The organism is Actinomadura luzonensis (assembly GCF_022664455.2).
Lineage (GTDB): Bacteria > Actinomycetota > Actinomycetes > Streptosporangiales > Streptosporangiaceae > Nonomuraea > Nonomuraea luzonensis.
In genome coordinates, this window is record NZ_JAKRKC020000003.1 from 879,699 (window position 1) to 902,302 (window position 22,604).

Annotated in this window: 16 protein-coding genes; 7 read left to right on the plus strand and 9 right to left on the minus strand. The window is 74.5% G+C overall.

Features of this window, described 5'->3' with window-relative positions; translation table 11 throughout:
* Positions 1-45: 45 nt before the first annotated feature.
* From rho to thrC, 3 genes are all read right to left on the minus strand, one after another.
* Positions 46-2,136, minus strand: coding sequence for a transcription termination factor Rho (gene rho, locus MF672_RS49150; protein ID WP_247815811.1), 2,091 nt, complete (start codon positions 2,134-2,136; stop codon positions 46-48).
* Between the two features lie 457 nt (positions 2,137-2,593).
* Positions 2,594-3,499, minus strand: a complete 906-nt coding sequence (gene thrB / locus MF672_RS49155) for a homoserine kinase (protein ID WP_242376280.1) — start codon at positions 3,497-3,499, stop codon at positions 2,594-2,596.
* Positions 3,500-3,533: 34 nt separating this feature from the next.
* Entirely contained in the window at positions 3,534-4,592 is a 1,059-nt protein-coding gene (gene thrC, locus MF672_RS49160) for a threonine synthase (protein WP_242376279.1), read from the minus strand.
* A 156-nt stretch (positions 4,593-4,748) separates the two neighbouring features.
* Here thrC and MF672_RS49165 point away from each other — a divergent pair, with 156 nt between their 5' ends.
* Positions 4,749-6,227, plus strand: a complete 1,479-nt coding sequence (locus tag MF672_RS49165; RefSeq protein ID WP_242376278.1) for a glycosyltransferase family 2 protein — start codon at positions 4,749-4,751, stop codon at positions 6,225-6,227.
* A gap of 85 nt (positions 6,228-6,312) precedes the next feature.
* Here MF672_RS49165 and MF672_RS49170 read toward each other — a convergent pair whose 3' ends face one another.
* Both MF672_RS49170 and MF672_RS49175 read right to left on the minus strand, forming a co-directional pair.
* Positions 6,313-7,959, minus strand: a complete 1,647-nt coding sequence (locus MF672_RS49170; RefSeq protein WP_242376277.1) for a glycosyltransferase family 2 protein — start codon at positions 7,957-7,959, stop codon at positions 6,313-6,315.
* Positions 7,956-9,035, minus strand: a complete 1,080-nt coding sequence (locus tag MF672_RS49175; RefSeq protein ID WP_242376276.1) for a glycosyltransferase family 2 protein — start codon at positions 9,033-9,035, stop codon at positions 7,956-7,958. The genes MF672_RS49170 and MF672_RS49175 overlap by 4 nt, the downstream gene beginning before the upstream one ends.
* A gap of 256 nt (positions 9,036-9,291) precedes the next feature.
* Here MF672_RS49175 and MF672_RS49180 point away from each other — a divergent pair, with 256 nt between their 5' ends.
* Genes MF672_RS49180 through MF672_RS49195 form a run of 4 tightly spaced genes read left to right on the plus strand, consistent with a single transcriptional unit; the run spans position 9,292 to position 14,883 of the window.
* A complete protein-coding gene (locus tag MF672_RS49180) occupies positions 9,292-9,729 on the plus strand; it encodes a hypothetical protein (RefSeq protein ID WP_242376275.1) in 438 nt (145 codons plus the stop codon).
* On the plus strand, positions 9,726-11,255 hold the full coding sequence (locus MF672_RS49185; protein ID WP_242376274.1) for a glycosyltransferase family 2 protein: 1,530 nt from the start codon (positions 9,726-9,728) through the stop codon (positions 11,253-11,255). Before MF672_RS49180 ends, MF672_RS49185 begins: the two co-directional genes overlap by 4 nt.
* Positions 11,252-13,219: a glycosyltransferase gene (locus tag MF672_RS49190; protein ID WP_242376273.1), complete on the plus strand. Its 1,968-nt coding sequence runs from the start codon at positions 11,252-11,254 to the stop codon at positions 13,217-13,219. The genes MF672_RS49185 and MF672_RS49190 overlap by 4 nt, the downstream gene beginning before the upstream one ends.
* Positions 13,216-14,883 (plus strand): glycosyltransferase family 2 protein, encoded by a 1,668-nt coding sequence (locus MF672_RS49195; RefSeq protein WP_242376272.1) that lies wholly within the window; start codon positions 13,216-13,218, stop codon positions 14,881-14,883. Before MF672_RS49190 ends, MF672_RS49195 begins: the two co-directional genes overlap by 4 nt.
* 6 nt (positions 14,884-14,889) lie before the next feature.
* Here the strand turns inward: MF672_RS49195 and MF672_RS49200 are convergent, their stop codons facing one another.
* The 3 genes from MF672_RS49200 to MF672_RS49210 all read right to left on the minus strand — a co-directional run bounded on the left by MF672_RS49200 (position 14,890) and on the right by MF672_RS49210 (position 18,327).
* A complete protein-coding gene (locus tag MF672_RS49200; protein WP_242376271.1) occupies positions 14,890-16,179 on the minus strand; it encodes a homoserine dehydrogenase in 1,290 nt (429 codons plus the stop codon).
* A 17-nt stretch (positions 16,180-16,196) separates the two neighbouring features.
* The gene (lysA, locus tag MF672_RS49205; RefSeq protein ID WP_242376270.1) at positions 16,197-17,579 is read right to left on the minus strand and encodes a diaminopimelate decarboxylase; all 1,383 of its coding nucleotides are present in this window, start codon (positions 17,577-17,579) and stop codon (positions 16,197-16,199) included.
* 124 nt (positions 17,580-17,703) lie between these two features.
* Positions 17,704-18,327, minus strand: coding sequence for an anticodon-binding protein (locus tag MF672_RS49210; protein WP_242376269.1), 624 nt, complete (start codon positions 18,325-18,327; stop codon positions 17,704-17,706).
* Between the two features lie 65 nt (positions 18,328-18,392).
* Between MF672_RS49210 and MF672_RS49215 the strand changes: the two genes are divergently transcribed.
* Positions 18,393-19,049, plus strand: a complete 657-nt coding sequence (locus MF672_RS49215) for a hypothetical protein (RefSeq protein ID WP_242376268.1) — start codon at positions 18,393-18,395, stop codon at positions 19,047-19,049.
* Here the strand turns inward: MF672_RS49215 and MF672_RS49220 are convergent.
* Complete coding sequence (locus MF672_RS49220; RefSeq protein ID WP_242376267.1) at positions 19,042-20,889, minus strand: hypothetical protein; 1,848 nt, start codon at positions 20,887-20,889, stop codon at positions 19,042-19,044. The two genes, MF672_RS49215 and MF672_RS49220, sit on opposite strands and share 8 nt — an antisense overlap.
* A 72-nt stretch (positions 20,890-20,961) precedes the next feature.
* Here MF672_RS49220 and MF672_RS49225 point away from each other — a divergent pair, with 72 nt between their 5' ends.
* The gene (locus tag MF672_RS49225; protein ID WP_242376266.1) at positions 20,962-22,596 is read left to right on the plus strand and encodes an asparagine synthetase B family protein; all 1,635 of its coding nucleotides are present in this window, start codon (positions 20,962-20,964) and stop codon (positions 22,594-22,596) included.
* Positions 22,597-22,604 lie beyond the last annotated feature (8 nt).

Genomic DNA, 22,604 nt, shown 5'->3' on the forward strand with positions numbered 1-22,604 from the left:
AAGGGCGGCGGGTCGCCCCGCCGCCCTTCTCGTGACGCCTGTCCGCTAGTCGCGGTCGTTGCTCACCGTGGTCTTCTGGACCTGCAGGAGGAACTCCGCGTTGGACTTGGTCTCCTTCATCTTCTCCAGGAGCAGCTCCAGCGCCTGCTGCATGTCGAGCGCGTGCAGCACCCGGCGCAGCTTCCAGACGATCTGGAGCTCTTCCCTGGCCATGAGGATCTCTTCCTTACGGGTGCCGGACGCGTCGACGTCCACCGCCGGGAAGATGCGCTTGTCGGCCAGGGAGCGGTTGAGCTTGAGCTCCATGTTGCCGGTGCCCTTGAACTCCTCGAAGATGACCTCGTCCATCTTGGACCCGGTCTCGACCAGGGCCGTGGCGAGGATCGTCAGCGAGCCGCCGTTCTCGATGTTGCGGGCGGCGCCGAAGAAGCGCTTGGGCGGGTAGAGCGCCGTGGAGTCGACACCACCCGACAGGATGCGCCCGGACGCCGGAGCCGCCAGGTTGTAGGCGCGGCCGAGGCGGGTGATCGAGTCGAGCAGGACGACCACGTCGTGGCCCAGCTCCACCAGGCGCTTGGCGCGCTCGATGGCGAGCTCGGCGACCGTGGTGTGGTCCTCGGCCGGACGGTCGAAGGTCGAGTGGATGACCTCGCCCTTCACCGACCGCTGCATGTCGGTGACCTCTTCCGGCCGCTCGTCCACGAGCACGACCATCAGGTGGCACTCGGGGTTGTTGCGGGTGATCGCGTTGGCGATGGCCTGCAGCACCATCGTCTTGCCGGCCTTGGGCGGCGAGACGATGAGGCCGCGCTGGCCCTTGCCGATCGGGGAGACGAGGTCGATGATCCGCGTGGTGAGGATGTTCGGCTCGGTCTCCAGGCGCAGGCGCTCCTGCGGGTAGAGCGGCGTCAGCTTGTTGAAGTCGGGCCGGTTGCGGGCCTGGTCCGGGTCCATGCCGTTGACGGTGTCGAGGCGGACCAGGGCGTTGAACTTCTCGCGCCGCTCGCCCTCGCGGGGCTGGCGGACCGCGCCGGTGATGACGTCGCCCTTGCGCAGGCCGTTGCGGCGGATCTGGGCCAGCGAGACGTAGACGTCGTTGCTGCCCGGCAGGTAGCCGCTGGTCCTGACGAACGCGTAGTTGTCGAGGATGTCGAGGATGCCGGCGATCGGGATGAGCACGTCGTCGTCGCCGATGACGGGGTCGCCGGCCTCGAAGCGCTCACGGCCGCGGCCGCGGTTGCGCTCACGGAAGCGGCCCCGGCGGCCGCGGCCGCCGCGCTCGTCGTCGTCGATGCCGCCGCGCTGGTCACCCCGCTGGTCACCGCGCTGGTCACCGCGCTGGTCGGCGCGGCTGCCCGCGTCGGCGGCGCGGCTGTCGCCGCGGCCGTCACGACCGTCACGGCCGTCGCCGCGACCGTCACGGCCGTCGCCGCGACCGTCACGGCCGTCGGCGCGGCCGTCGCGGCCGTCCGCGCGGCCTTCGGAACGGCTCTCGGAACGGCCGCCCTCGCCACGGTCACCGCGCTCGCCACGGTCACCGCGCTCGCCACGGTCACCGCGGTCGGTGGCGCGCTCGCCGCGCTCGCGGCGCTCGCCACGGCTGCGGCGCTCCCTGCGGCTCTCGCCGCGCTCGGCGCGGGTCTCGTTCTGCCCGGCGTCGGCGGCCTGCGGCTGCTCGACGACCGGGTCGGCCGGCGCGGCCACGGGCTCGGGAGCCTGGGCCACGGGCTCGGGCGCGGCGGCCACGGGCTGCGGCGCGGGCTCCTCGGCGGCCGGCTTGACGCGGGAACGCTCCCTGCGCGTACGGGTGGGCCGCTCGGCCGCGGGGGCCGGCTCGGCCGTCACGGCGGGCGCCGTCGCGGGCGCCTCGGCGACGGCCGTCTGGGCCGGTGCGCCGTCTCCGGAACCGCCACCCTGCTTCTCCTGGATGGCCGCGATGAGCTGGCTCTTCCGCATGCGCCCCGTCCCGCTGATGCCCAGCTCAGCTGCGATCTTCTGCAGCTCGGGCAGCACCTTGGCGGACAGGCCGGTGCCGGAGCGACGCGCACGGGGCTTGGCCGCGGCGCGAGTGGGGGTGTCGCCGGACGCGGGCTCAGCGCCTGGTGCGTCGGAGAGGAGTTCGGTGGTGTCGCTCAACTAAAAGGTCCTTCCCAGGGGTCGGGCGCCGGTTTTGTTCTGCCGGGCGTCCCGGAGGTGCTTGCGATCCGGCGGGACAGACCGGGTCGGGGTGCACTTTGCGATCTTCGGCTGTCGCTGGAGACGGCCGCCACTCTTGGGGAGGGGTTCGTCCACGCCGCCGCTGGGCCGTGGCGCGTGGCTGACACCCCCCAGATTGCTGTCGCCAACCAGATGACGAAATGATTCGAACGCGCAGATCCCCGTCGTCGCCGCCTCTTTTCGGGCCAACCGGGTGTGGGCCAACCGGAGGCGACTAATTCCGGGGAGACAGCCGCGCTGCCCACGCCTCGCGACGTGAAGCATGATGCAGCGATGTGTGGCTGACAAGCACGCACCCACCAAGGGGGCATCTGGTGCGGCTATCAGCCTAACATCACCAGCGCACACGGCTATTCCCTGAAGGTCTAAAGAGGCATCAGCGTGTCTCGGGGAACTGAACGTTCGCACCAACCGGGTCGACGTCCATTAGCTGGATGTGCCAGTCATTACCCACTTCTGGCGCGATCAAATCCTGCGTATCCGAGGTCGAAAACGCAAGAACCGTGGGACCCGCTCCCGAAACGACCGCGGGGACGCCCACGCCACGCAGACGTTCTACCAGACCCGCGCTCTCCGGCATCGCAGGCGCGCGGTAGTGCTGGTGGAGCCGATCCTCGGTGGCGGCGAGCAGAAGCCACGACTCGGGCCGCTGGGTCAGCGCGGCGATCAGCAACGCGGCCCGGCCGGCGTTGAAGGAGGCGTCCTTGTGGGGCACGTCCTTCGGCAGCAGCCCCCGCGCGGTCTCCGTGGCCAGCCGCGCGGACGGGATCAGGACGACAGGACGGACCCGCTGGTCGGGAGCCAGTCTCACCATACGCGGCACGCCGGAGTGGTCGGACCAGGCCACGGTCAGCCCGCCCGCCAGGCACGGCGCCACGTTGTCGGGATGGCCCTCCAGCTCGGCGGCCAGCGCGAACACCTCGTCGTCCGGCCACTCGGCCCCGCTCAGCGCGCGGGCGGCGAGCAGGCCGGCGCACACGGCGGCCGAGGACGAGCCCAGGCCGCGCGCGTGCGGGATGCGGTTGTGGCAGCGCAGCCGGATGCCCGCGGGCTGCGGGACGCCCATGCGGCCGAACGCCTCGCGCATGGCCCGCACGACCAGGTGGCCCTCGCCGAGATCGACCTCCCCCGCGCCCTCGCCGGCCACGCTCACCTCGACGCCGGGCGTGCCGGTGAGGGTGGCCTCGACCTCGTCGTACAGGCTCAGTGCCAGGCCGAGCGCGTCGAATCCGGGGCCCAGGTTGGCCGACGTGGCGGGCACGCGGACATGAACGGTCGTCATTCGGACATCAGATCCTCACTCCCCGTGACCCCCGTCAGGCGAGGTTGAGCGCCGCCGCGGCGGCGTGGACGTCGATGGGGATGACCGTCGGCGCGGGCGCCCCCGAGATGGCCCAGTCAGGGTCCTTCAGGCCGTTGCCGGTGACCGTGCAGACGATGCGCTGCCCCGGCTCGACCAGGCCCTGCCCGTGCGCCTGGAGCAGGCCCGCGACGCTGGCCGCCGAGGCCAGCTCCACGAACACGCCCTCCTCCTGCGCCAGCAGCTTGTACGCCGCCGCGATCTGCCGGTCGGTCACCGACTGGATGGTGCCGCCCGACTCGTCGCGCGCCGCCGTGGCCAGCGACCAGGAGGCCGGGTTGCCGATGCGGATGGCGGTGGCGATGGTGTGCGGGCGGGTCACCGGCGCGCCCTGGACGATCGGGGCCGCGCCGCTGGCCTGGAAGCCGAACATGCGCGGCTTCTTCGCCGCCAGGCCGTCGGTGAAGTACTCCTGGTAGCCCATCCAGTACGCCGAGATGTTGCCGGCGTTGCCGACCGGGATGCAGTGGATGTCGGGCGCGTCGCCGAGCGTGTCGACGATCTCGAACGCGGCCGTCTTCTGCCCCTGCAGCCGGAACGGGTTGACCGAGTTGACCAGGGCGATCGGGTAGCTGGACGACAGCTTGCGGGTCATCTCCAGGCAGTCGTCGAACGACCCCTCGACCTGCAGCAGCGTGGCCCCGTGCACGAGCGCCTGGGCGAGCTTGCCCATGGCGATCTTCCCGCGCGGCACCAGCACGGCGCAGGTCAGCCCCGCGCGGACGGCGTAGGCCGCGGCCGAGGCCGAGGTGTTGCCGGTGGAGGCGCAGATGACCGCCTTGGCCCCCTCCTCGACCGCCTTGCTGATGGCCATCGTCATGCCGCGGTCCTTGAAGCTGCCGGTGGGGTTGGCCCCCTCGACCTTCAGGTAGACGTCGCACCCGGTGAGCGCGGAGACGCGGTGCGCGGGCACCAGCGGCGTGCCGCCTTCGAGCAGCGTGACGACCGGCGTCCTCGTCGTCACGGGAAGACGTTCGCGGTACTCCTCGATGAGGCCACGCCACGACCTGCTCATGATGACTCCCTACCTGCGGTGTTGGGCACCGAGTGTACGGGGTGCGGGCGACCGGCGCGGAGCCGTGTCCACCGGTCGGACTTATCGGTTGGACAGCGACGCTATTGAGGAAATTCTCAGCATCTCCCGATAAGGTCTCGGCAGGGGGTCACGACCATGAACGCGCGTCCTGCTCTGTGGCAGAACGACTACTCACCGATCGAGGCGCCGACGCTGGGCGCCTGGTCACCCGCCCTTTCCGTGAGCGTGGTCATACCCGCGCACGGCGGGGCGGAAAAGCTGGCTCTGACGCTGGCGGCGCTGGCGGCGCAGACGTACCCGGACCATCTGATGGAGGTCCTCGTCGTCGACGACGGCAGCGAGCCGCCGCTCCGGCTGCCCGAGCTGCGGCCGGCCAACACGCGCCTGGTCCGGGTGCGCGACGGCTGGGGCATCTCCAACGCCGTCAACACCGGCGCCAAGGCCGCCGACGGGGAGATCATCCAGCGGCTCGACTCCGACATGGTGGCCTGCCGCGAGCACATCGAGGCGCTGGCCCGCTGGCACCACGTGACCGACTACCTGGTCACGATCGGGATGAAGAAGTTCGTCGAGCCGCCGGACGTCACGCCGGCGCAGGTCTTCCGCGCCGGGCACCTGAGCGAGGTGTTCCCGCTGGAGGAGGCCGTGGCCAGCTCCACCGAGGCGACGATCGCCAAGACGGACGGGCTGCGCAAGAGCCGCAACCCGTACCACGTGTGCACCGGGCCGACCTTCGCCCTGCCGCGCGAGGTCTTCCACGCCGTGGGCGGCCTCGACCCGACGGTGGTGCGCGGCGAGGACACCGAGTTCGCCTACCGGCTCGCCATGCACGGCGTGGTGTTCGTCCCCGACCTGGAGGCGCAGGCCGTGCACCTGGGGCTGCCGGCGCAGCACCGCGACAGGGAGCGGGCCGTGCGGGCCGTGGAGCCGTACCTGGCGCACCGCGTCCCGCTGCGCAGGGACCTGCGCAAGGACCCGGGGCGGCGGTGGCTGGTGCCGTACGTGGAGGTGGTGCTGGACGTCACCGACACCTCCGAGTCGGTCGTGCGCGAGGCGGTGGCGGCGGCGCTCGGCGGCAAGCTCCAGGACGTCGTGGTGACGCTGGTGGGGCCGTGGTCGCGGCTGCGCGACGGGCGGCGGTCGGTGCTCGGCGACCCGTGCTTCGAGCTGCGGCTCATGCGCGACCTGTTCGCGCACGACGAACGCATCCGGCTCATCGACGAGGCCGCCCCGACGCCCGCGCCGTGCCCGTTCCGCTACCGGGGGCCGGTGGACGTGCCGCTGCACCGGGCGACGCTGGAGCGGATGGTCGAGTCCGTGCAGAAGGACCTCGCGGGCGTGCTCGTCGTCGACCTGCCCGACGGGCGGACGGCGCGGCTGGAGCGCACCTCGGCGCTGGGGCGGGCGCTGCTGCTCGCCGAGCCCGGCAGCGACCTGGACGCCGTCGTCGACGCCACGCACGGGGTGCGCCACGAGGCGCCGGACCGCTTCTGGCCGGCGCCCCGGCAACCCGAACCGGTCACCATCCCGGCTCCCGAGCCGGTGACCGTGTCCGTCGAACCCGCCGAACGGACCCTCCTCCGCCGCCTCAAATCCGCCCTCCGCCCCAACTGACCCACCCCCGGCCCGAGCACGCGGGTGACCGACCGAGGGCCGCGTGCGTACGGCCGCCAGGAGGAGTCCGGCCACGGGGGCGGGGTCAGTCGCGGAGGCGTTTGGTGAGGGCGCGGCGCATGGTGGTGGAGACGAGCGCCCGCAGGCTCCGCTGGGCCCGGTCGGCGGCGGCCAGCTGCCGCCGCAGCGCCCCCACCTCCCGCCGCAGCTCCACCGCCGACTTACGCCACCGCCCCGCCTCGTCCTTCCACCTGGCCACCTGCTCCCGCAGCCGCTCGTTCTCCTTGGCCAGCCGCTCGGCCTCGGCCCGCGCCTCCACGCGGGCCCGGTACGCGCTGCGCCGCCCCACCGGCGCGACGGCCGCGCCGGGCGAGCAGGCGGTGAACCCGTACGTCTCGCCCTCGACCCAGGTCACCCCGGACACCTCGTCCACGACGTCGTCCAGGTCCTCCCCCGGCTCGGCGACCAGCCGGGCCCGGGCGAAGGCGGACGAGCGTTCCAGCCGCGCGGCGACGACGCCGTCGGCGGACTCGTGCAGCAGCACGGCCACGAGCCCGAGGCCGTCGTCGCGGGCCAGGTCGAGCAGCCGGGCGACGCTGTCCTCGCCGGGCACCCAGCCGGCGGGCAGCCGCAGCACGAACGGCACGGCCGGGTCCACGTCGTCGCGGGCGGCGAGCCGTACCCGGCCCTCGTGCCGGTAGTGGCCCTCGACCAGCACCAGGTCGAGGGCGGGGTCGAGGAGGGGGGCGCGGCGGTCGCGGCGCAGGTCGTCCCAGGGGCCGAGGACGAGCACCGACAGGTCGGGCACGGTCGAGGCGAGCAGGGCGTCCACGGCGGCCCGCACGGCGTCGTAGCCGGCGGTGCCGTCCACCACGGCGGTCACGTACGGCACCTTCCACTGCCGTCCGGGATGCCCGCGCAGCCACCGGTACGCCGGGATCCGGTCGGCGACGAACGCGTGGCTCACCCGGTCGATCGGCTGCTTGTCGCGCATGCGCATGGTGGGCCCGAGGTGGTACGCGCGGGCCTCCGGCTCGGGCACGAAGACGGCGCCGGCCTGGGCCAGCCGGTAGCCGAGCTCGGTGTCCTGGCCGAGGACGAGGTCGTCGTCCATGGGCCCGGCGGCGGCGATCAGGCGGGCGTTGACCGAGGTCGCGCCGCCGACGTGCAGGCTGAAGGGGCGTTGCGGGTTGTCGGTGAGCCCGTCGGTGCGTTCGACGAGGTCGACGATCCAGGCGTGCGGCTCGGCGGGCTCGAAGGCGGCCGCCAGGTCGGCGGGCAGCTCGGCGGGCACCTCGGCCTCGGTGAACCTGAGGTAGCCGGTGACCACCAGGTACGGCGCCGCGTGGTGCCACCGCATGTGGGCCTCGAGCGCGCCGGGCGTGAGCACCACGTCGGCGTCGAGCCAGTGGATGACCTGCCCGGTCGCGGCGGCGAGGCCGGCGTTGCGGGCGGTGGCCCGGCCGGGCTCGGGGCAGCCGACGAGCCGGGTGCGGGCGGGCCGGTCGGCGGGCAGGCGCAGCGGCGGCTCGCTGCCGTTGTCGACGACGATCACCTCGGTGAGCTCCGCCGGGTACGTCTGGCGGGCCAGCGCCGCGAGCACCAGGTCCAGTTTGTCCTGCCCGCCGTACGCGGGGACGACGACGCTGACCGTGAGCTCCGGCGTGAAGCGGGCGGGCGGCCGGATCGTGCGGTAGTCGTTCCCGCGCACGCGGGGCGCGCGTGCGCTCATACGGCTTCCATGAGCAGGCTGGGCCGGAAGCCGCGCCACTGGTTGGCGGCGACCTTGAGGAAGTGGGCGAGCGGGAGCTGCCAGGTGTGGTCGCCGCTGAGGCCGCGCCGCAGGACGTACCCGAGCCCGTGGGTGCGGTAGACGCGGGCGCCCGCCTGGCTCGCGGCCTTGAGGAATTCGAGGTCGACCGCGCGCGCGACGCCGGGGAAGCCGCCCGTCTCGCGGAACGTCGCCGTGGAGACCATGATCGTGCCGCCGGCCACGTGGTCGGAGTACACCTCGCTGGGGTAGCGCGCCCCGCTGGCGAACGTGGTGCGCCTGATCGTGGCCTTCAGCGGCTCCAGGTAGAAGAACTCGGCCGTGGTGCCCACCACGTCGGACTCCGCGTACGTCAGGGCCATGAACAGGTCGGCGAGGTGCCGGGGGCCGTACCAGTCGTCGTCGTCCCACTTGGCGAGGTAGTCGCCCTCGGCCAGCGCCGCCGCCCGGTTGAGCACCTCGCCGAACGGCACGGACGCCTCGGCCGCCACCCACCGCACCGGCAGCGCGCAGCTCTCGACGGCCTCGCGCACCTGCTCGAACGGCACGCCGTGCAGCCCGAGCACGACCTCGGCCGTGACGCCGCGCTGCCGCTCCATCTGCGCGAGGGCGGCGCCGACCAGGCCGGGCCGCTTGGTGGACATGACGACGCTGACGCTCGGGCCGGGCTCGGGCAGCGGGTGGGCCAGGCGGCGCAGGCGCACGCTGTGCTCCTCCCGCCGCAGGTCGGCGAGGGAGCGGAGGCTGCCGTCGGCGGCGTGGCTCAGCCAGTCGCGGTCGGTGAGCAGGGCGGCGAGGTCGGCGGGGGCCCAGGCGGGGGCGTCCTCGGCGGTCAGCGGGACGCCGGCCGCGGCCAGCGCGGTCAGCCCGTCCAGGGGCACGGGCCCGTCGGGCCACTCGATCTCCAGGCCGCGCAGCGGGCGCAGCTCGGCGACGTCGGGCGGCCGGCCGTCGACGGCCCAGCCGGTGCCCGCCCAGTGCAGGCGGGCCAGGCCCTTCTCCGGCGTGCGGACGAAGCCGCACGGGGTGACGGACATGAGACAGGTGCTCCTCGGGACCACGGGGCGGATTGATCGGCGCCTACCTTACGCCCGTTTGTTAAGTGCCGACCGTGGAGTGGCGTTTCCGGCAGAGCAGGCACTCCGGGCGTGGCGGGAGGTCGCGGGTTGCCAGGGTTCCTCCAGGAACTTGTGGCACGGTAGGGGCCGCCGTTGATTAGGGTGTCAATAATCCCCTCATGTCCGTAGCGCCTCCCTTGTGGTAGAAGGCGTGCTCTACGAAAGGTATGCGCGGATGTCCTCGCCCCGCCGACTGGCAGCGATCGGCGCACTCCTCGCAGTCGTGGCCGCCGCCGCCCTCGTGACGCTCGTCCTCGCCGGACGGACGACGGCCGGCGTGGCCGCCGCCACGGCGGCGTTCCTCGTCCTGCTGGCGGCCCTCGCCTTCCTCGCGGTCACCGTGCGCCGCCTGGACGGCAAGGCGCACCGCATCGACCTGCGGGTCAAGAAGTACGAGGCCGAGCTGGCCCGCACGACCACCGCGCTCAGGGCCATCGACACCCGCCTCGGCCTGCTGGTGCAGGCCGTCGAGGAGTCCGCCGCGCGGCGGGCCGAGGACATCGGCGCGATCCTCGCCTCCCTCGGCGAGGACCGGGTGAACGCCATGGCGCGGGCGCGCGAGGTGGAGGAGCTGCGCGCGGAGGTCCGCGCCCTGGCCGGGGACGGCGGATGAGCGGCCCCCTCGCCGGCCGGGACCCCGGCCCCCGGATCAGGCACAACGACTACGGCGTGCTCCGCCCGCCCGCGCCGGGGACCTGGCGGCCGTCGATGACCGTCTCCGTGGTCATCCCGGCCCGCGACTGCGCGGAGGCGCTGGAGCGGACGCTCGCGGCGCTGGCGCGGCAGACGTACCCGGCCGAACTGGTCGAGGTGGTCGTCGCCGACGACGGCAGCGAGCCGCCGCTGGAGGCGCCGGGGGCGCGGGTCGTGCGGGTGCGCGACGGCTGGGGACGCGGCGCGGCCCGGCAGGCCGGGCAGCTCGCCGCCACCGGCGAGGTCGTGCTCTGGCTGGACGCCGACATGCTGCCGGCCGACGACCATGTCGAGGCGCACATGCGCTGGCACCACCTCCTCGGCTACGCGGTGGTGATGGGCGAGACGCGGTTCGTGCGCGAGCCGGGCGAGGAGGGCGAGCAGTCCGCGTACGTGCGCGAGCGGCTGGCGGCCACCGACCGGCTCAGGCGGGCCGGGAGCGGGGCGTACCTGCTGCACACGGGCGCGTCCGCGTCCGTGCGGGCCGGGCTGCTGCGCGCGGCCGGCGGCGTGGACGTCACGCTCAACATGGCCGAGGACACCGAGCTGGGCTACCGGCTGGCGCAGGCCGGCGCCGTGTTCGTCCCGGACGCCGAGGCGCGGGCCCGGCACGTCGGGCCCTCCACCGTGATGCTGCGGGAGAAGGAGGTGCACCGGCACAACTGGTCGTACCTGGGCGACCTGATCCCCGACCTGCGCTGGCTGCGGAGCCATCCGCGCCGCTGCTGGCGGGTGCCGTACGTCGAGGTGGTCGTCACGGCCGGCGGCTACGAGGAGACGCGGGCGAGCGTGGACTCGGCCCTCGCGGGGACGCTGCCCGACGCCGCCGTCACCCTCGTCGGCCCCTGGGGACGGCTCACCGGGGAACGCCGGGCCAGCCTCGACGACCCCGTGCTCGACCTGCGGCTGCTGCACAACCTGTACGCGCACGAGCCCCGGGTCGCGTTCGCGGAGGGCGTGGCGCCGAGCGCCGCGCCCACCCCGTTCCGGCTCCGCCTGCCGACCGGGTGGGTGCTCGGCGCCGACACCCTCGCCAGGCTCGTCGAGCACGCCGGCGGCGAGACGCTGGGGCTGGTCAGCGCCGCCCTGGCAGAGGGACGGGACGGCGTCGTCGCCGCCCGCCTGGAGCGCACCGCCGCCTTCTCCCGCGCCGCCCTCTTCCCGGGCGCGCCCGACGACCTCGTGCACGAGATGTACGGCTCCGAGTGGGTCAGCGGCGCCGAGTACGGCTTCGCCACCGCCGAGGAGGCCGAGCCGCTGGGCGGCGACCCGGCGAAGTGGCGGGCCCTCGCCGGACGGCGGCTCGGCGAGATCAAGGAGCTGACCCGCACGGTGGAGCGGCTGCGGGCCGAGGTCGAGCGCCTGTCCGCCGCCGAACCCCAGGAGGAGGACGACGGGAAGGGACCGCTCGCCGCCCTGATCCGGCAGCTCCGGAGCGCCGGATGATCCGCGAGCTCCTGACCGAGCACCCGGACGCGAGCGTCTTCCACGCCGGGCTCGACGACCCGGAGCCGCTGCGCGCGGCCGGCGACCGGCGCCGCGTCGTGGACCTGGACCACGACCTGCTGGAGCCGCACGCCGGGCCCGGGCGGGCCCGCGCGGTGCTGGTCCTCGCCAGGACCCCGGCCGACCTGCGCCGCGCCGCTACCCTCCACAAGCTCCTGCCGGAGTCGGCGCGGGTGGTCGTGGCGGTGCTGGACACGCCCGCCGCGCACCCCGCGCCCGTCCCCACGCCGACGCCCGCGCACCGGTGGCGGGCCCTGACGGACCTGCGCGTGCACCGGCCGCGCGACCGGGTCTGGGTGGTGGACGCCCGCTTCTCCGCCCCCGTCCCGTCGGGCCGGACGGTCACCGCCACCGCCCGGGCCTTCGCCGGCCACCGCCTCGACGTGATCACCGCCCCGGCGGCGGCGATCGCCGGCGTCGGGGCCGCCGACTGGCGTCCCGGCGACCCGAACGCGACCCCCGCCGACCTGACCGGCCCGGTCCCGGAGCGCGTGGGAGCGCCCGGCGGCGACATGGTGCTGCGCACGACGGGCGACGACCACGAGCCGCCGCCCGGCACCGGGCCAGGCGGGGAGGCCGGCGCGCCCGCCTGGAGCGGGGACGAGACCCCCGCCTGGGCCGGCGACGAGCAGCCGATCGAGCGCCCCGCCGTCCAGGCCGTGAGCTGGGAGCTCCTGGGCCGCCCCGGCATGGCCCGCTCGCCGCTCGCCGACCCCGACGTCCTGTCCGACCCCTCCATGATCCCCCCGGTGGACGAGCGCCTGGTCAACCCCCAGGGCTTCGTGACCACCCCGTCGCGCGGCACGGCCGCGCTGCTGGAGCGCGACGGCCGCTGGTCGGTCGTCCTGGACGGCAAGGCCGTCACCTCGTTCGCGGAGTCGGGCGGCGTCACCGACGCGGACGTGGCCAGACTCCGCCAGATCCGCGCCGTCGAGGTCGGCTGGCACCACGCCCACAGCGGCCCGCTGGCCGCCGTGCGGGTGCTCGCCGGGCTGGCCGCCGCCGGGGTGCCGCTGGTGTCGGAGCGGGTGCCGCGCTGGGCCGGGGCGCTCGGCGACGAGGTCATCGAGCTGATCGAGCGCCGCCCCGACCTGTCGGACGACCTGCGGCGCGAGGAGCACAGCATCCGGCTGCGCCGGGCGGCCCTGCGCACGCACGGCGTGGCGGCCCGCTGGGAGCAGCTCGGCGCGCCGCCGCCCGCTCCCCCGCTCACCTCGATCCTGCTGGCCACCCGCCGCGCCGACATGGTCGCCTTCGCCCTCGGCCAGGCCGCCCGCCAGCGCGGCGCGCAGTTCGAGGTGGTGCTCGCCCTGCACGGCGTCCCGAAGGAGCATCCGGAGGTGGCGGCGGCGGTCGCGGCGTTCAAGCACCCCCTCACCGTGTACGAGGCCGGCCGCGAGGAGATCTTCGGCGAGGTGCTGAACGAGGCGGCGGCCCGCGCGTCGGGCTCGTTCCTGCTGAAGATGGACGACGACGACTGGTACGGCCCCGACTTCCTGTCCGACCTGCTCCTCGCCCACTCCTACTCGGGCGCGCAGGTGGTCGGCACGGTCCCGGAGTTCGTGTACCTGGCCGCCATCGGCGTCACCGTGCACCGCAGGCAGGTCACCGAGCAGATCACCAGCTTCGTCGCGGGCGGCACGATCCTGGTGGAGCGCTCCGCGTTCCAGGCGGTGGGCGGCTTCCGCCCGCTGCGGCGCTCGGTCGACACCCAGTTCCAGGAGGCCCTGCAGGCGGCCGGCGGCCAGATCTACCGCACCCACGGCCTCGGCTACATCCTGCGCCGCGGCCCGGCCGCGAACCACACCTGGCAGGAGCCGATCGGCACGTTCCTGCAGCGCAACCGCCGCCAGTGGCGCGGTTTCCGGCCGAACGCCCTGATGGAGCTGGACGAGACCCCATGATCCGCATCCGCCGCAACGACTTCGGCGTGCTGACCCCGCCCGCGCTCGGCGCCTGGGAGCCGTCGCGCACCGTCACCGTCGTCATCCCGGCCCACGACCGGCAGGAGACGCTGGAGCTGACGCTGGCCGCGCTCGCCGCCCAGTCCTACCCGGAGCACCTGCTCGACGTCGTCGTCGTGGACGACGGCAGCGCCACCCCGCTGCGCCTGCCCGACCTCGCGCCCGGCCGGACCAAGCTGATCAGCAGCCCGCCGGGCGGCTGGGGCCGGGCGTGGGCCGTCCAGGCGGGCCTCGACGCGGCCGCCGGCGAGGTGATCCTCGTGCTGGACGCCGACATGGTGCCGCACCGCCACCACGTGGAGGCCCAGCTCCGCTGGCACCATCTGGTCCCGTACGCGGTGGTGCTCGGCTGGATCGACTTCACCGCCGCCGACGCGCCGCCCTCCCCCGCCGAGGTGCGGCGGGCGGTGGCCGCCGGCCGGGAGGCGGACCTGTTCCCGCTCGCCCCGCACCGCCACGACTGGGCGGAGCGGATCATCGCCGAGCACGACGGGCTGCGCACCGCCCCCAGCTCGCTGGTCTCCCGCGTGCACGTGGGGGCGACGGCGTCGTACCCGGCGGCGCTGCTGCGCTCGATCGGCGGCCTGGACACGGCGCTCGTCCTGGCCGAGGACACCGAGCTGGGCTACCGCCTCACGCAGGCGGGCGCGGCGTTCGTGCCGGACCCGGAGGCGCGGGCCTGGCACCTCGGCCTGCCGACGGCCATGCGCGAGCACGCCGCGCTGAAGCGGCACAACGACCCGTACGTCGCCGACCGCGTCCCCTACCGCCGCTACCTGCGCACCGACCCCGGGCGGCAGTGGCTGGTCCAGTACGTGGACGCGACGGTGCCGGCCGGGCCGTACGAGGACGTCCGCGCCACGGTGGACGGCCTGCTGGCCTCCTCGCTGCCCGACGTCGGCGTCACGATCACCGGCCCGTGGGAGTCGCTGGACGACGGGCGCCGCTCCCCGCTCCGCGACCCGGACCTCGACCTGCGGCTGATCCGGGCCACGTTCGAGCACGACCCGCGGGTGCGGCTGGCCGCCGGGCCGGCCGGCACCGGCGCGCCGTTCCTGCTGACCCTCCCGCCCGGCTGGGTCCCGGCCGCGGACACGCTGGAGCGCCTGGTGGGCCACCTGGAGGAGCACGACCTCGGCGCGCTGCTCATCGCGCTGGAGGAGACGGCGACGGGCGTCACGACCGCCCGCCTGGACCGCACCGCGGCGCTCGCCAGGACGGCCCTGGTGGCGGCGCCGGGCGAGGACCCCGACGACGTCCTCGACGCCGTCTTCGGCCTGGAGTGGGCGGACGGCGAGAGCTGGGGCCTGCGCCGCCGCCCGGCCGTCTACCCGCCCCGCCGCCGCAGGCCCTCGGAAGCGGCCCTCCTCGCGGCCCGCCACGAGAGGGAGCTGGCCCTGCACCGTAAGCGGGTCGCCGCGCTGCGCGCCGAGCTAGCCCAGCTCAAGCGCGAGGCGGGCAAGCACGCCAGGGACGCGGCCCGCTGGCGGGAGAAGGCCGAGACCTGGCGGCGCGAGGCCGTGGAGCTGGCCCGCGCCCAGGACCGCACGGTGCTGCGCCGCGCCGTCCGCCGGGTGCGCAGGATCGCCTTCCCCGGCGGCTGAGCGCGGCTACTCGTCGCCCTCGACGCGCATGACGCTCGCCACGGCGCGCACGATGTCGAGCTCCCGCAGCCCCTCCATCGTCGCGGTGAGCGCGGCGTCGGTGGCGCGGTGGGTGACGATGACGAGCTGCGCGTCGTCGCCGTGCCCCTCCTGGCGCACGGTCTGGATCGACACGTCGTGCTTGGCGAACAGCTCGGCCACCCGCGCCAGCACGCCCGGCTTGTCGGCCACGTCGAGCGCCACGTGGCAGCGGGTGACGGTCTCGCCCATCGGGTGGGCGGGCAGCGAGGCGTAGGTGGACTCCTCGGGGCCCCGCGCCCCGGCCAGCCGGTTGCGGGCCACGGCCACGAGGTCGCCGAGCACGGCCGAGGCCGTCGGCGCGCCGCCCGCGCCCTTGCCGTAGAACATGAGCTGCCCGGCCGACTCGGCCTCCACGAAGACCGCGTTGTACGCCTCGCGCACCCCCGCCAGCGGGTGGGAGCGCGGGATCATCGCCGGGTGCACCCGCACGCCGAACGAGCGGCCGTCGTCGGAGCGGGCGCAGATGGCCAGCAGCTTGATCACGTAGCCCATGGCCTTGGCCGAGGCGACGTCGGTGGCGGTGATCTCGGTGATGCCCTCGCGGTGCACCTCGGCGGCCGTCACCCGGCTGTGGAAGGCGAGCCCGGCGAGGATGGCGGCCTTGGCGGCGGCGTCGAAGCCCTCGACGTCGGCCGTCGGGTCGGCCTCGGCGTAGCCCAGGGTCTGGGCCTCCTCCAGGGCGTCGGTGAAGGACGCGCCCGTGGAGTCCATCTTGTCGAGGATGTAGTTGGTGGTGCCGTTGACGATGCCGAGCACCCGCTTGACGTGGTCGCCGGCCAGCGACTCGCGGAGCGGCCGCAGCAGCGGGATCGCGCCGGCCACGCTCGCCTCGAAGTAGAGGTCGCCGTTGCCGGCCCTGGCCGCCTCGTGCAGGGTGGCGCCGTCCTCGGCCAGCAGCGCCTTGTTGGCGGTGACGACGGACTTGCCGCCGCGCAGCGCCGAGACGATGAGCGTGCGGGCCGGCTCGATGCCGCCGATGACCTCGATCACGATGTCGACGTCGTCGCGGGCGACCAGCGCCTCGGCGTCGGTGGTGAGCAGCGCGGGATCGACCTCGACGTCGCGCTTGCGGCCGAGGCGGCGCACCGCGACCCCGGCCAGCTCCAGCGGCGCGCCCACGCGGGCGGCGAGGTCGCCGGCCTGCTCGTGCAGGAGCCTGATGACCTGCGAGCCGACGACGCCGCAGCCCAGCAGGGCCACTTTCAGCGGCTTCACGGCCGCCTCCTCACGTTTCACAGCTGCCCCCTGAGCAGGTCGTCCTCGGTCTCGCCCCGCACGATGACCCGGGCCTTGCCGTCGGCGACGGCCACCACAGCGGGCTTGGGCAGGTAGTTGTAGTTGCTGGCCAGCGAGCGGCAGTAGGCGCCGGTCGAGGAGACGGCCACCAGGTCGCCCGGGGCCAGGTCGGCCGGGTAGTAGCAGTCGCGCACGACGATGTCGCCGCTCTCGCAGTGCTTGCCGACCAGGCGGCTCAGCATGGGCTCGGCGTCGCTCTCGCGGCTGGCGAGCACCGTGGTGTACTCGGCGCCGTAGAGCGCGGTGCGGACGTTGTCGCTCATGCCGCCGTCCACGCTCACGTACGTGCGCAGCCCCTCGACGTCCTTGACCGTGCCGACCTCGTAGAGCGTGATGCCGCCGGGGCCGACGATGGTGCGGCCGGGCTCGACGGTGAGGCGCGGCACCGGCAGGCCGGCGTCCACGCAGACCTTGGTGACGATCTCGCGCAGGCCGTCGGCCAGCTCCTTGATGTCGGGCGCCTCGTCGCCCTCGACGTAGGCGATGCCGTAGCCGCCGCCGAGGTCGAGCTCGGGCAGCACGACGCCGTGCTCGTCCTTGATCTGCACGAGCAGCGTGGCCAGGCGGCGCGCGGCCACCTCGAACCCGGCCGTGTCGACGATCTGGGACCCGATGTGGGAGTGCAGGCCGACGAGCTCGAGCTGGGGCAGGGCGAGCACCCGGCGCACGGCCTCGGCCGCCGCGCCGTGGCCGAGCGACAGGCCGAACTTCTGGTCGTCGTGCGCGGTGGCGATGAACTCGTGGGTGTGGGCCTCGACGCCCGTGGTCACCCGGATCATCACCTTGGGCCGCCGGCCCGTCTCCTGGGCGAGGTAGCCGAGCCTGGCGATCTCCTCGAAGGAGTCGACCACGATGTGGCCGACGCCGGCCTCCAGCGCCCTGGCCAGCTCCGCGACGGACTTGTTGTTGCCGTGGACGGTGATGCGCTCGGGCGGGAAGCCGACGCTGAGCGCCACGGCCAGCTCGCCGCCGCTGGCGACGTCGAGGCCGAGGCCCTCGTCCTGGAGCCAGCGCACGACCTCCTTGCACAGGAACGCCTTGCCGGCGTAGTGCACGTCGGAGCCGGCGAAGGCGGCGGCGTAGTCGCGCATGCGCGAGCGCACGTCGTCCTCGTCGATGACGTAGAGCGGGGTGCCGAAGTCGCGGGCGAGGTCGCGCACGTCCACGCCGCCGATCGTGAGCGCGCCTTCCGTCCGGGTCGACGTTCGGGGCCAGATCGCGGGGTTGATCCGGTTGAGGTCGGCGGGCGCCTGCGGTGGGCGCTCGTGGGGCAGCATCTCGGCGTGCCGGTCCCCGGCGGGATGGGCGAATCGACTCACCCGATCGAGGCTATCGGAAGCGCCACTTCCTCATGACCCGGTGACCACGTATCGAGACGCGATCAAGGGCTACGAGGGATATTTTTACGATTTATCGCCGTTTCGCCGGATATTTTGTGATGGATCACAGCCGTTCCGGGCCCATCAACACCCGCGCCACCGCCGCCGCGAGCCGCACCCGCGCCGTGTGCACCGCCCGCGCCGGCTCGTCCCCCCTCGGCACGGCGGGCGCGCGCTCGTGCGCGTCGTGGTAGGCGAGGGCCAGCCGCACCAGGTACGCCGCCCACCCCGGGTCCCGGCTGCCCGCCCGTCCGGGCAGCTCGGCCAGCGCGCGCAGCACCGCCCGGTCCCAGGGGCCGTCCAGCGCCGCCGGGTCGAACCCCTCGTCCGGCACCCCCAGCTCCCGCGCCCACCGCGCGACGGCCCGCGCCCTGACGTGCCCGTAGCGCACCACGAAACCGGGGTTGTCCCAGGTGCGGGGCAGGTCGGGCCAGCCGGGCTCGGGGATCTCGGGCGGCTCGAACGACTCCAGCAGCTCCCCTGGCGCGCGCACCTCGACCTCCAGCAGCCCGTTGCCGCGCACCGCGACCGCCGCCACCCCGGGCACCGCCCGCGCCCGGCCGGCCAGCTCCTCCGCGGGCACCCGCCGCCGCAGCGCCGCCGCCGAGACCAGCAGCGCCCGCCGCTCCCACGTCCCCTCGGGCGCGGGCGGCTCCCCCAGCGCCTCGGCCAGCTCCCGGAACGTCACGGCGCCGAGCCTAGGGGAACCGCCGGGCCCGCCGGGCCGTTGACCGGTCGTCGGAGGAGGGCCACTTGAACCGCTTGCCCGCCGCGTTCGCGCGCCTGCTGCTCCTGCACCTCGCCGTCGCCGCCGTGCTGGCGCTGACGGCCGGCGGGCCCACCTGGCTCAGCGCCGGTCTCGGGCTCGCGTACGTCGTGGCGGCGCTGGCCGGCGGCGTGGCCGCCGGGCGGCTCCTCCTGCCCCGGGCGGACGTCCTCGCCGGCCCGGCGCCCCGGCGCGTGGCGCCGGTCGTCCTGGTCACCGTCACTCTGCACGAGCTGGTGCGGCTGGCGCTCGTCACCTGGTCGGGGGTGGGCCCCGGGGAGGCGGCGTGGGCGGCGCTGCTGGCCGCGATCCCCACCCTGACGCTCGGCCTCGGGGCCGCGCTCACCGCCCCGCCCGGGCGGCCGGACGGCCCGGAGCCGCCCAGGGACGGCGTGGTCGTCGCCCTGGGCGGGATCGCCGGGGAGATCGCCCCCTGGCTGCTGGTGGCCTGGAGCCCGTACCTGGCGCTGCTCACCCTCGCCGTCGCCGTGGCCCTCGCCGTGTTCACGATCACGGCACCCACGATCACGGCACCCACGATCACGGGGCCCGCGCCCGGGCCGCGCGGACGCACGCGGCGTCACCGGGCCGTGGCGGGCTACGCCCTCATGGCCCTGGCCCTGCTGCTGTGGCTGGTCAGATGAGCGCGTGCGGCTCGGCGGAGCCGTACTCGACGAGCTGGGCGGCCCCCAGCAGCCACCGGTCCTCCTCGCGCACCCGCACGTAGCCGAACCGGTCGGCGGAGAACACCCTGATGCCGTCGGTGCGGCACTGCCGCATCATGACCTCGTCCCAGCCCTCGCTGAGGTCGGCGAAGCCGATCTCGCGCAGCGCGTTCCTGCGGGCCAGGAGCGTGGCGCCGGCGATCTCCGGCAGGTAGGAGTACTCGGCCTCGGGCTGCTTGAGCAGCGTGGCCTGGGGCTTGCGCAGGTGGGCGTAGTAGGCGGCCTTGCCGACGATGTCGGCGGTGCAGAACAGGAACGCCCGGCGCAGGTCGGACAGGTAGTGGGGGCCGTAGACGTCGCGCGGGTCCATGACCGCGACCAGGTCGGCCTCGCACAGGTCGAGGCCGGCGGCGAGCATCGCGCCCTCGCTCATCGACGGGTGGGGGCGGCGGTAGCTCACCTCCAGGTCCGGCAGCACGTCGCGGGCGCGCAGCTCGGCCTCGGGCGGGCCGATGACGATCACCTGGGCCACCCCGCTCTGCTTGGCGACCTGGGCGAGCCCGTGCTCCATCAGGTACGGGTCGGTGATCGGCAGCAGCACGGAGGTGTCGAGCGTGGCCCGCGCGCTGGGCAGCCCGACCGCCTCCAGCATCTCGTCCACCCGCTCGGTCATCGTCCCCATCTGGTACGCCCGCCGCAGCGCCACGTGCGCCCGCCGGGTGTCGGCCTCGGTGCCGATGGGCGTGCCGCAGGCCGCGATCTCGGCCAGCCGCCACTGCGGGGTGCCGGGCGGGCAGTCGGCCGCGGCCGGCCACCGGTAGGAGGTCAGCACGTCGGGGTAGGTGAGGTGGGCGGGCAGGAGCTGGTCGAGCGTGAGCACCCGATCGATACGGCCGCCCGCCAGCGGCAGCGGGTTGTGCACGCGCGGCTGCACGCCGAACTGCAGGCGCGGCCAGGGCACCGACAGGTCGTTGGTGAAGCGGTGCTCGAAGAGCTGGGCGGTGGCCGCGTAGGCGGCGACGTCGCCCTGGGTGTGCCAGAACACGGTGCGGATGCCCCGCTCGGCGCACCAGGCCAGCAGCGCGCGGATGCCCTCGCCGGGCTCGCCGGTGATCTCCTCGGCCCACGGGCCCTGCGTGACCGACTCGACCACGAGCAGGTGGGGCACCTCCAGCGGCAGCACCCGGGCGAAGTCGCGGGGCGTGAACCCGGTGGTCTGGCGCCACTCGTAGCGGAGCAGGGCCTCGGCGTGCGGGTCGGCGATCACCGCGGCGGTCAGGTGCGGCCGGGTGTTGGGCCCGGTCGGCACCCGGAAGGGCTTGAGCTTGAACGAGGCGCCGCCGAGGGTGCGGGTGGAGGTGGTGGCCTGGAAGGCGGCGCCCGGGCGCTCCTCCTTGGCCTTGGCGGCCGGGGCGACGGGCTTGCGCTTGGGGGCGGTGGGGCGCTTGACCGGCTTGGCCGCGCCGCGCAGGCCCTTGGCGAGCCGGACCGGGTTGTTCTTGCCGCTCTTGATCGCGTCGCCGAGCCGGTTCCAGCGGGCCACCTTGATCGACGACAGCTTCCAGTTGGCCACCTCGGCCTGGAAGCGCTGCTCGGCCAGCTCCTTGCGCAGCTTGTCGGCGGCGGCGCGCTCGGCCTCCAGCGCGGCCTCGGTGTCGGCCAGCCGCTCGGCCAGGGCCCGGGCCTCCTCGACGCTGTGCTCGGCCTCGGCCAGCCGCGCCTGGGCGGCGTCCAGCAGCCTGGCCAGCTCGGCGGCGCGCGCGGCCTGCGCCACGGCGTCCCTCAGGGCTCGCCGCGTGCTCTCAAGCTCAGTGGACAATTCCGGACCTCCGCTCCCTCAGCCCGCAAAGGATACTCTTTTCCGGAAAGCGGCTTGAAGGGATGACATCCGGTGCAGTTCAACGTGCGGCCCTACGTCTGCGGCGCTCTCGGCCGGATCGACACCGCCATGCTCGGCAAGCTGACCGGCGCGGGCCCCCGCGTCCGCCCGGCGCTCCAGACGCCCGAGGCCGCCCTGTTCAGCTCCTCGCCGCTGCCGCCCTACCACCGCACGGGCGACTCCTACGCCTTCGCCTGGGGCGAGCGCCGCCCCGAGGCCGCCGACGACTGGATGGCGGTGGCCGAGACGTACGAGACGCCCGGCCTCATCGGCGACGCCGACCAGGCGATCCTGCACGCCGGCGCGCTCGGCCTGGTGGACGTCTACTACGTGCGCCAGGGCGACGCGGTCTACTTCTCCTCGCTGATCCAGCCGCTGCTCAGCCTGGTGCCGATCGCGATCGACTGGGCGGCCTGGGCCGCGATACTCCAGGTCACCTTCCCGCTGGGCGAGGCGACGCCGTACACCGAGGTCAAGCGGCTGTCCGGGTCGAGCGCGCTGGTGTGGCGGCACGGCCGGGCGGGCGTGGAGCGGCGGCTGCCGCGCTGGCTGCGCACCGAGCCGTACGAGGCGTGGATCAGTCCCGCCGAGCTCGTCGAGCTGCTGCACCGCGCCTACGCCGAGTACGACGGCCGCAAGCTGCTCGTGCCGGTCAGCGGCGGCTACGACTCCCGCCTGCTGGCGAGCGTGGCCAGGGCCCGGGGCGCGGACGTCGAGTCGTGGACCACGAGCCCCGACGACGGCACCGACACCGACATCGCCTTCGCCCGCGCGATCACCAAGGAGCTGGGCATCCCGCACCGGGTGATCACCCAGGACCCGGCCGCCTACCCGCAGGACGCCGCCGACGTGGCCCGCAGGCTGGAGTACCTGACGCCGCACCACGCCTGGTACGCCCCCTTCGCCAAGGAGGTGCACGGCGCCGGCCGCATCCTGGTGGACGGCCTGGCCGGCGGCCCGCTGCTGAAGAACTTCATGGTCAGCGGGGCCGCGCTGGAGGCCAGGACGCAGGCCGAGCGGTCGGCGGCGCTGCTCGGGTCGTTGTCGCTGGGCGCGCCGTCGCGGCCGTTCCTGTCCGGGGCGGCGGCGGAGTGGATGGAGGCGACCGTGCGGGAGCAGTTCGCCGCGGCCACCTCGATGCTGCACGGGCACCGGGCCGAGCTGCCGCTGTCGGTGCTGCACACCAGGACGGTGCGGGGCATCGCGCGCTCGGCGGTCAACCTGGTGGGCCCGGAGGCGTCGTTCGCCGCGCCGTTCATCCATCCGGAATTCTTCGACGCGGCGCTTTCCGTCGGGGTGGCGCGCAAGGACAAGGGGCGCTTCTACCGGGAGCTGCTGCACGCGGCCCATCCGCGGGTGGCGGCGCTTCCTTCGACGAATGTCGTCAAGCAGCCGCTGCGGCGGGTGCCGCTGCGTTCCACGGCGGCGCCGGCCCGTAATTATGCGCACGCCATGCTGGAGACGGTGGTGAACCGGGTTCCTGGGCTGTTGTCGGAGGAGCTGCACGAGGTGATCGCGGGCGGCCCGGACGCGCTGACCAGGTTCAATGGCTGGAACGACCGCTTCTGGGTGCGCGGATTGGTACTCTTCGGACTCTGGCTGAGTGACTTCGAGAACGACCTGTCAGACCTGGCTACACCTTTTTGATGAACCCT

Bases quoted from the DNA above. Each gene is read 5' to 3' on its own strand.
- thrB (WP_242376280.1), bottom strand. From the start codon at position 3,499: ATGACGACCGTTCATGTCCGCGTGCCCGCCACGTCGGCCAACCTGGGC.
- thrC (WP_242376279.1), bottom strand. From the start codon at position 4,592: ATGAGCAGGTCGTGGCGTGGCCTCATCGAGGAGTACCGCGAACGTCTT.
- MF672_RS49165 (WP_242376278.1), top strand. From the start codon at position 4,749: ATGAACGCGCGTCCTGCTCTGTGGCAGAACGACTACTCACCGATCGAG.
- MF672_RS49170 (WP_242376277.1), bottom strand. From the start codon at position 7,959: ATGAGCGCACGCGCGCCCCGCGTGCGCGGGAACGACTACCGCACGATC.
- MF672_RS49175 (WP_242376276.1), bottom strand. From the start codon at position 9,035: ATGTCCGTCACCCCGTGCGGCTTCGTCCGCACGCCGGAGAAGGGCCTG.
- MF672_RS49180 (WP_242376275.1), top strand. From the start codon at position 9,292: ATGTCCTCGCCCCGCCGACTGGCAGCGATCGGCGCACTCCTCGCAGTC.
- MF672_RS49185 (WP_242376274.1), top strand. From the start codon at position 9,726: ATGAGCGGCCCCCTCGCCGGCCGGGACCCCGGCCCCCGGATCAGGCAC.
- MF672_RS49190 (WP_242376273.1), top strand. From the start codon at position 11,252: ATGATCCGCGAGCTCCTGACCGAGCACCCGGACGCGAGCGTCTTCCAC.
- MF672_RS49195 (WP_242376272.1), top strand. From the start codon at position 13,216: ATGATCCGCATCCGCCGCAACGACTTCGGCGTGCTGACCCCGCCCGCG.